Genomic DNA, 9241 nt, shown 5'->3' with positions numbered 1-9241 from the left:
TTATTATATTGTCAGACTTTTCTTTCTTTTTTGAACTCCCTCTTAGACCGCTATTCATCTATCTTTATAACGATTCGTGTTTTAAATTCAAATAGTCAATCTTTTTTTTACTGGAACATTAATTGTCTGAATAAAAAAAGACTGACTAAGAAAAATAAAGAAAGAATAAGAAAAGGGTAGCTCAGAGAGAAGAGCTACCCTAATTTAATGAAATCTATAAGACTTCATTTTCTGTTGATTTTATATAAAGTATTGCCTATTTAAATATTAATTAAGTTATTTTTGCAACACTTTATTTAAATGTCCTTTTTATAACTTTTCAATTTAGATATATCATGATTTTAGAAGATGATTTTGTGCTATTACTAAGTTAATTTGTTTAGGTGCTGTTATTAACAAATTTTTATTTGCTAATGAGACAGCCCCTTTCTTTTTACAAAAGAATATATTACATAAAGTTATGGATATAATAAAAAATATGATAAAAGAGGTGATAGATATGCAAAAAAGAAAAATTGTAGTTATTATAGTAATATTAGTTGTATTAATTGGCGGTATCTTTCTAGCACTGGATAAAAAATTAGAATTTAATTTAGCAATAAATGAGCATAACAAAATATTAGCAGCGGAAGATACTGTATCATTTATAAATAGTACTTTATCTGATGATAAAGGTATATATACAAATTATTTAGATAAAGAAAGTGTAGGAGATGAAACAAAAGGTCATTATGTTTTATCAGAATCAGAAGGATTGATGATGCTATATGGAGTAGAAACGGGAAATAAAGATATTGTAGATACTCACTTAAAAATAATTGAAGATATGATGATGAAAAATGATTTAGTAAGTTGGAGAGCAATAGGAGATGAAAAAAGTATGGTATCATCAACTATTGATGATCTTAGAATAGTAAAAGCTAGCGCCCTAGCATATAAAAGGTTTAATGACAATAGATACAAAAAAATATTTTTTAAGTTATCAGAGGGGTTAAAAAATAATTCAGTGCATAAGGGATGTTTAGTAGATTTTAATGATAGTGGATTATTAAGTGATACTGTTACATTATCATATATGGATTTAGGTGCACTTTCTATACTTTCTGATGTAGATAATGATTATGAAAAAATAGAAGAGAAAAGTAAAGAGATTGTAGAGGGTGGATATATATCAGATGATATTCCTCTTTATAGAAAGTCTTATAATATAAATGCTGAAGAATATTCAGATGAAGAGAATAATGATTTATTATTAACTTCTATGATTTATTTATATAAAAGTGAAGTGGGAGAAGATACAAGTAAGTTTTTAAAATGGATAGATGATAAGTTAAATAACGATGGATTTTTATGTAGTACATATTCTTCCGAAACAGGAGAAGTAACTTCTAGTATTGAATCAACAGCTATATATTCAGTAGTTGCAATGGTTGCAAGAAATAGTGGGGATATTAATTTATATAATAAATTAAAAGAAAAATTATATCTTTATAAAATTGATGAAGGAGAGTTAAAAGGAGCATTTGGGTATCTAGATAACAAAGAAATATATTCATTTGATAACTTAATGGCTATATTGGCATTAATAGAATAAAATAACTGCTTAAGTACCTAGGAATAATATGATATAATATATCTAATTGTTGAGGTGATAGATATGTTAAATTCTAGAATTGATATTATGAGTAAAGATAGATTGTATAATAATATATTAGTAAAAGGGGTAAGTGGTAGTGGGAAGAGCACTTATCTTATTAATAGAGTTAATGAATATATAAATAAATATTCTGTAGAAGATGGAGATTCGGTATTAGTTTTATTTAAAAATAAGTTATCAAAAGCTATAGGATTAAAATTATTTGAAAAGAGAGAAAGAGAAGAAACTCTTTTTTCTTTTCTTGATATAAAAGTAGATTTTTATACTTATGATGAATTAGTAGAAAATTTATTAAAAATAAAAGAAATAAATTTATGTAGTGATGATCAAAAGAGAAAAATATTGTTAGAAGCAATAGATAGCATAAAAAAAGATTTGAGAAATAGTAAGATATTTAGAAGTAGTAATATTGAGAATATCGAAAAGGAAGTATGTGAAATTCTATCATCTAACATAGATGAAAAACAATACATAGAAGGAAGAAGAAGAGTTTCTTATGTTAATGCAAAAAAGAATTCACATAATAGAGAATTACTATACAATGTATCACAAGAATTTAAAAAGCTTCTAATACAAAATAATATATACATTAAAGATGTTGTAGATGTTGAGATAATAGAAAAACTTTTAAACAGTAATGATATATATACTCATATTGCTATTGATGATGGAGAATTTTTAACAGATAAACAAAGAAAGTTTATATATACTTTGAGAAAAGATAGTAATATAAGTACAATTACTATTACATCTAAAAAAAATATAAAAGATGTTTCATTTGAGAAGACTTATAATTTAAGGAATAATATAAGATCTAGTGAGGAAATAAAGAATCTTATTAAAGGATTTAAAGGTAATAAGAATATTACAGAGGAAAAATCCAATCCTCCACATCATTTTATATATGATGATATGGGAAAAAGCTTTTTAGCAATAAGAGATTTAATTAAAAATAATTTATCATTAAAATACAAATATGAGGATATTCTTGTTTTATTTAAGAATGAAGAAGAACTTAAAAAGGGGAAACTTCATTTTATTAATAGTAAGATACCATGTAGAAGAGTTAAAAATTCATTAGATAGTAATGGGGATAAAGTAAAGTTAGCAGTTTTCAATGATGTGTTGGGAATTAGTTCAAAAGTTACTATAGTAACAAACTTTAATAATGAAAATTACTGTACCAATAAGGATAAGAAAATTCTTCTTGATGAAATAGCTATTGCTGAAAATGAGTTGTATTTAATTGGATATGGTAGAGAATCTAAGCTTATTAATAATCTTCCATTAGGTGTGTTAGAAGACAAGAGATTTATAAGTAATAGGGGGATAGAGTCATTTACATATGTGGATTGTAAGAAAAATAAAGTTATAAACCTTTTAAGGGACATATCAGCTCCTAAGAATATGATTATAAATGTTAATGGAAAAGAAGAAGAACTTTATGATAGTGAAATTTCAAGAGTAAAAGTTTTTTCACATATAGCAGCAGGTATGCCAATTTTTATTTCAGAAGAAGAAACGGGGTCAATGTATCTTCCTCAAAGTGTTCTTACAAAAAATAAAGAGCATTTTATTCTTACAATTGAAGGGGATTCTATGATAAATGCCGGAATTAACAATGGAGATAAAGTTGTAATTGAAAGAAATAATACTGTAGAAAATGGAGATATTTGTGCTGTAGAGATAGATGGAAATGCTACTTTGAAAACAGTAAAGATAAAAGGTGGTATGGCTACGCTTATTTCCGAAAATGATAATTATGCACCTATGAATTTTAAATTAAATGAAATTAGAATTATAGGGCAAGCTGTTGGAATAATTAAAAATAATTAAAGGAGTATATGATGAACTTAATTACTTTAGAAAATATAAGTAAAAGTTATAGTGAAAAGCAAATAATTAACAATATATCTTTTGGTATCAATGAAGGAGAGAAGATAGGAATCATTGGTGTTAATGGAACAGGAAAGTCTACGCTTTTAAAAATTATCGCAGGATTAGATGAATTTTATGATGGGAAAATTAATAGAGTAAATAGATTAAGATGCGAATATTTGCCTCAAAATGTTAACTTTAATGATGATGATAAAGTATTATCAGCAGTATTTTATGGAGATACTGTAGAAATGAAAGCTCTTAGAGAATATGAGAATATTATTTCTAAGTTATCTAGTGGACAAGGCGATTATGAGAAATTAAGTAATAAATTAATAGAAGCACAAGAGCCTATGGATAATCTTAATTTGTGGGATATGGAAAGAGAAGCAAAGACTATACTTACAAAGCTTGGAATAACAGATTTTGAAGAGAAGGTTTCAAATTTATCTGGAGGACAAAGAAAGAGAATAGCTTTGGCTTCAGCGTTAATTAGACCTTGTGATCTTCTTATTTTAGATGAACCTACAAACCATTTAGATAGTGAAACTATAGGATGGCTTGAAGAGTACTTGAATTCTAGAAAAGGATCATTATTAATGATAACTCATGATAGATACTTTTTAGATAGAGTTACTAATAGAATTATAGAATTAGATAAAGGTAATTTATATAGTTATGATGGAAATTACTCTTATTTCTTAGAAAAGAAAATAGAAAGAAAAGAGTTAGAAAAATCATCAGAAGAAAAGAGACAAAACTTTTTAAGAAATGAGTTAAAGTGGGTAAAAAGAGGAGCAAAAGCAAGAAGTACTAAACAAAAAGCTAGATTAGATAGATTTAAAGAAATATCAGAAATAAAATATGATAAGGATAATGAAGAAGTAGATTTTGATATAAAAGGCAGCAGATTAGGTAAGAAGCTAGTTGAAATAAATCATGTTTCTAAGAGCTTTGGTAGCAAAGAAATAATAAAAGATTTTTCATATATCCTTTTAAGAAAAGATAGAATAGGTATAATTGGAGAAAATGGAAGAGGTAAGTCTACACTTATGAATCTTATTGCTGGAGAACTTCCTGTAGATAATGGTGAAATTATTAGAGGAGAGACAGTAAAGATAGGGTATTTTTCTCAAGAAAGTTATTTTGTTGATAATGATTTACGAGTTATTGATTATATAAGAGAAGTTGGTGAGTACCTTGAAACTGCCAGTGGAGAGAAAATATCAGCATCCGCTATGTTAGAAAAGTTTTTATTTACTCCGGAGATTCAATATACTGAGGTAAAGAGATTATCAGGGGGAGAAAAGAGAAGACTATATTTACTTAGAGTTCTTATGAGTTCACCAAATATTTTACTTCTTGATGAGCCAACAAATGATTTAGATATTACAACACTTACAATATTAGAAGATTACTTAGATTCATTTGATGGACCAGTAATAACAGTATCCCATGATAGATATTTTATTGATAGAGTTTGTAACAAGATTTTTTATTTTAAATCAGCAGAGGAAATAGATATTTTACATGGTGGATATAATGAGTATCTAGTATATAAAGAGTTAGAAGACGAAAAAGTTTTAGAAGTTAAAGAGAAAAAGGAAAAGCCAAAGTCAGAGAAAGCTTTGAAGTTTTCTTTTAATGAGCAAAGAGAATATGAAACAATTGATGAGGTTATAGAAAAGTTAGAAGAAAAAATAAGTCAGTTAGATAAGAGCATTGAAGAAAATGTTAGTAATTATGGAACATTAAATGATCTTTTAAAGGAAAAAGAAGAAATAGAAAAAGAACTTAGTGAAAAATATGATAGATGGACTTATTTAAATGAATTAGCAGAGAAAATAGAACAATCAAAAAAGTAATTGTTAAAAGACTAAGAGGTGAATTATAAGATGATTTATTTAGATTATGCTGCTAATACACCAGTAAATGATGAAGTGCTTAAGGTGTTTTGTGATGCAACAAAAACTTATCTAGGTAATCCCAATAGTAGTCATAAGCTTGGCAGAGTTGCAAAAGAAGCTATAGATAAAGCTACAGAAAATATATCAAATATACTAGATATAAAAGATATGGATATAATATATACATCTAGTGGCACAGAATCTAATAACTTAGCAATTAAAGGTGTAGCAAAAGCTTATAAAAGTTATGGTAAGCATATTATTACAACTTATCTAGAACATTCATCAGTAACAGCAGCAATGGTAGATTTACAAAATGAAGGATATGAAGTTGATTTTGTAGATATTTTAAGTGATGGGACTATAGATTTAGAGCATTTAGAAGAATTGCTTAGAAAAGATACTATATTGGTTTCTATATGTTGTGTTGGTAGTGAAGTAGGAATTATTCAACCAATAGAGGAAATTAATAAATTAGTTTCTAAATTTGAAAATTGTCATTTGCATGTAGATGCTACTCAAGCGTTAGGGAAAATTCATTTAGATATAAATAATATTGATTTAGTTACTTTCACAGCACATAAGTTTTATGGATTAAATGGGTCTGGAATTGTTGTTAAGAAAAAAGAAATAAGAATGGAACCTATTATTCATGGAGGAACAAGTACTACAATATTTAGGAGTGGTACACCAGATGTAGCTATGATTCTTGCTACAGAAAAGGCTATTGAGATTGCTATAGATAATTTAGATGAAAGATATAATTATGTAAAAAAATTAAATAGCACATTAAGAAGCGAATTTTCAAAATATAAGGATGTTCTTATAAATAGTAGTGAAAAATCTAGTCCATATATACTAAATGTTAGTGTAAAAGGAATAAAGGCTAATAGATTTCAAGATGAATTAGAAAAAAAAGATATTTATATAGCTACTAAAGCTGCTTGTTGTGCAGTAAATATTGTATCAAAACCAGTTTTCGCTATAACTAAAGATAGAAAAAGAGCAATGGCTGCAATAAGAATAAGTTTAAGTCACCTTGTTAAAGAAGAGGAAATTAAAGAGTTTTTAGAAGCATTTAAATTATGCTATGAAAAATTGATAAATGAGTAGGATGAAGTATGGAAAAGTATAAAGAAGTTGAAAGAAGTATTATAAAAAAATATAGAAAGAAAATTTGGTCTAAATTTATTAAAGGAATAAAAGAATATGAACTTATCAAAGAAGGAGACAAAATAGCTGTTTGTATATCAGGTGGAAAAGATTCAATGCTTCTTGCAAAATGTATGCAGGAATTACAAGTTCATGGACATATAAAATTTGATTTAGAATTTTTAGTTATGGATCCTGGTTATAATGAATATAACAGAAAGATCATAGAAGATAATGCAAAGCTATTAAATATACCAATAACTATTTTTGAAACAAAAATATATGATATTGTAGCAGAAGTAGAAGAATCTCCTTGCTATTTATGTGCGAGAATGAGAAGAGGTTACTTATATAAACATGCTCAGCAACTAGGATGTAATAAAATAGCTTTAGGTCATCATTTTGATGATGTTATAGAAACTATATTAATGAGTATGTTATATAATGGTCAGTTAAAAACTATGATGCCTAAGTTACACAGTCAAAACTATGAGGGTATGGAAGTTATAAGACCTTTATATTTAATAAGAGAGCAGGATATTATAACTTGGCAAAACAGTAATGAATTAAAGTTTATAAAATGTGCTTGTAGATTGACAGAAAACTGTATGTTAGGTGACAGTGGTGGTGGATCTAAAAGACAAGAAATGAAGGTTCTTATAAAGAAGTTTAGAAAAATGAATCCAAATATAGAATTAAATATATTTAGAAGTGTTCATAATGTAAATTTAAATACTATTATTGGATATGAGAAAGATGGCATTGAAAAAAGTTTCTTAGATGATTATGATGAAATATAAGAAAAGAGAGACATACAAATTTTAAGGCACAAGTATGATGGCACAAGGCACAGGTTATGATATTTTCCCTATAGGGAAAATTAATCTTATGCTCTGGACATTCTAACCTGTGCACTATATTATGTTCTAAAAAAGGAACTAATTATCACTAAAAATTATTTGTGATAGTTAGTTCCTTTAATTTTTTTATTTAAATAAGTTAGGAGTAGAAAGATATCTTTCACCAGAGTCAGCAAAAATTGTTACTATAGTTTTATCTTTAAATTTCTTTCCAAGGGATAATGCAGCATGCATTACAGCACCAGATGATATACCAACTAGTAGACCTTCTGTTTGTGCAATTTCTCTAGTCATTTTATAAGCATCATCATTAGAAACAGGAATAATTTTATCTATAAGTGATGTATCTAATATTTTAGGTATAAAATTTGCTCCTAGCCCTTGAAGTTTATGAGGTGCTGCTTTACCACCAGATAATAGTGGAGATGATGCAGGTTCTACAGCAACTATCTGTATTTTTGGATTTTTTTCTTTAAGATATTGAGCAACACCACTTAGAGTTCCTCCACTACCAACACCAGTTACAAAGAAATCAATATTTCCATCAGTAGCTTCCCATATTTCTTTGGCAGTATGAAGTTTATGAGCTTGCACATTTGCTTCATTACAAAATTGTTGAGGAATAAATGCATTTCCAATTTCTTTTGCTAGTTCACTAGCTTTATCTATAGAACCTTGCATTCCTAATTCTCCTGGAGTTAGAACTACATTAGCTCCATAAGCTTTTAGAAGAGTACGTCTTTCAATACTCATAGTTTCTGGCATGGTTAAAATTACTTTATATCCTTTAGATGCAGCAACACAGCTAAGACCTATTCCAGTATTTCCGCTAGTTGGTTCTATAATAGTAGTGTTTTTATCAATTAAGCCTTTGTTCTTTGCATCTTCTATCATAGATAATGCTATTCTATCTTTTATACTGCCGCCAGGATTAAAGAATTCTAATTTTGCAAGTATTGTTGAATCACATTTATTTAAGTTAGTAATTTTAGATAATTCCATTAATGGTGTATTACCGATTAAGTCTGTAACATCCTTTATTATATTACTCATTTTATCACCTTTTCCTATATTTTATATATTAAGTTTATCATGGAATTAATAATTTTAAAAATTTTTTTTGAAATGTGTATAGAGAACATACATTTGTGTTAATAATGTAGATATCAATAATCTAAAGGAGAAATGAAAATATGAATAGAGTAAGTCTTATAGGTAATGTTACCAGGGAATTGGAGTTATGCAAATCTAAGGAAGGAGAAGTTCCATATACAAGATTCACATTGGCGGTTAATGAATATGTAACATCAACAAAGGAAAGAAAAACAACATTTGTTGATATAGTAGCATTTGGTAGAAAGGCAGAAATTTTATCAAGGAATGTACAGAAAGGTCAAAAGTTAGCGGTGGAAGGTAAGATAAGCACAGGTAGTTATTTTAATAATGATGGTATTAAAGTTTATACTACTTCCATCATTATGGAAAATTTTACTTTTATAAGTTCAAAAAAAGACATAATTTAACAATTAACTCCTTAGTTTTCTAAGGAGTTAATAAATTTATCCAAAATTTAATCAAAAATTCTAAAAAAGTATTTATATTTATCATATAAGATTATATAATAAATATGTGAGAGTAACTTTTTAAACTTGGGGCAGCTTGTTTATTGATAGTGTAAAGTTTGCTATGAAAAAATAATATAACAAAAAACACTACCATTTTGAAAATTTAAGGTAGTAAATTAAAGAAATAATTTAAATTTAAGCATGACAAAAAGACCTTTAATG

At 27.0% G+C, this 9241-nt stretch carries 7 protein-coding genes; 6 read left to right on the top strand and 1 reads right to left on the bottom strand.

What is annotated here, in order from left to right:
* Positions 1–499 precede the first annotated feature (499 nt).
* From KQI30_RS15845 to KQI30_RS15825, 5 genes are all read left to right on the top strand, one after another.
* Positions 500–1594, top strand: a complete 1095-nt coding sequence (locus KQI30_RS15845; protein WP_216464318.1) for a glycosyl hydrolase family 8 — start codon at positions 500–502, stop codon at positions 1592–1594.
* Between the two features lie 63 nt (positions 1595–1657).
* Positions 1658–3493 carry a LexA family protein gene (locus tag KQI30_RS15840; protein WP_216464317.1) on the top strand — a complete coding sequence of 612 codons (1836 nt, stop codon included), beginning with the start codon at positions 1658–1660 and terminating at the stop codon, positions 3491–3493.
* 11 nt (positions 3494–3504) lie between these two features.
* Positions 3505–5400 (top strand): ABC-F family ATP-binding cassette domain-containing protein, encoded by a 1896-nt coding sequence (locus tag KQI30_RS15835; RefSeq protein ID WP_216464316.1) that lies wholly within the window; start codon positions 3505–3507, stop codon positions 5398–5400.
* A gap of 30 nt (positions 5401–5430) precedes the next feature.
* Positions 5431–6555, top strand: a complete 1125-nt coding sequence (locus tag KQI30_RS15830; RefSeq protein WP_216464315.1) for a cysteine desulfurase family protein — start codon at positions 5431–5433, stop codon at positions 6553–6555.
* An 8-nt stretch (positions 6556–6563) separates the two neighbouring features.
* Positions 6564–7394 (top strand): tRNA 2-thiocytidine biosynthesis TtcA family protein, encoded by an 831-nt coding sequence (locus tag KQI30_RS15825; RefSeq protein ID WP_216464314.1) that lies wholly within the window; start codon positions 6564–6566, stop codon positions 7392–7394.
* Positions 7395–7580: 186 nt separating this feature from the next.
* On the opposite strand, the gene cysK is transcribed toward KQI30_RS15825, so the two are convergent.
* Positions 7581–8507 (bottom strand): cysteine synthase A, encoded by a 927-nt coding sequence (gene cysK, locus KQI30_RS15820; RefSeq protein ID WP_216464313.1) that lies wholly within the window; start codon positions 8505–8507, stop codon positions 7581–7583.
* Positions 8508–8647: 140 nt separating this feature from the next.
* Between cysK and KQI30_RS15815 the strand changes: the two genes are divergently transcribed.
* Positions 8648–8977: a single-stranded DNA-binding protein gene (locus KQI30_RS15815; RefSeq protein ID WP_216464312.1), complete on the top strand. Its 330-nt coding sequence runs from the start codon at positions 8648–8650 to the stop codon at positions 8975–8977.
* Positions 8978–9241 lie beyond the last annotated feature (264 nt).

The sequence above is a fragment of the Clostridium bornimense genome (assembly GCF_018917145.1).
Taxonomy (GTDB): domain Bacteria; phylum Bacillota; class Clostridia; order Clostridiales; family Clostridiaceae; genus Clostridium_AN; species Clostridium_AN bornimense_A.
Note: the sequence above shows the minus strand (reverse complement) of the source record. Positions and strands in the feature narration are given on the sequence as shown.

Excerpts from the sequence above, each read along its gene's own strand:
- KQI30_RS15845 (WP_216464318.1), top strand. The coding sequence starts at position 500 with ATGCAAAAAAGAAAAATTGTAGTTATTATAGTAATATTAGTTGTATTA.
- KQI30_RS15840 (WP_216464317.1), top strand. The coding sequence starts at position 1,658 with ATGTTAAATTCTAGAATTGATATTATGAGTAAAGATAGATTGTATAAT.
- KQI30_RS15835 (WP_216464316.1), top strand. The coding sequence starts at position 3,505 with ATGAACTTAATTACTTTAGAAAATATAAGTAAAAGTTATAGTGAAAAG.
- KQI30_RS15830 (WP_216464315.1), top strand. The coding sequence starts at position 5,431 with ATGATTTATTTAGATTATGCTGCTAATACACCAGTAAATGATGAAGTG.
- KQI30_RS15825 (WP_216464314.1), top strand. The coding sequence starts at position 6,564 with ATGGAAAAGTATAAAGAAGTTGAAAGAAGTATTATAAAAAAATATAGA.
- cysK (WP_216464313.1), bottom strand. The coding sequence starts at position 8,507 with ATGAGTAATATAATAAAGGATGTTACAGACTTAATCGGTAATACACCA.
- KQI30_RS15815 (WP_216464312.1), top strand. The coding sequence starts at position 8,648 with ATGAATAGAGTAAGTCTTATAGGTAATGTTACCAGGGAATTGGAGTTA.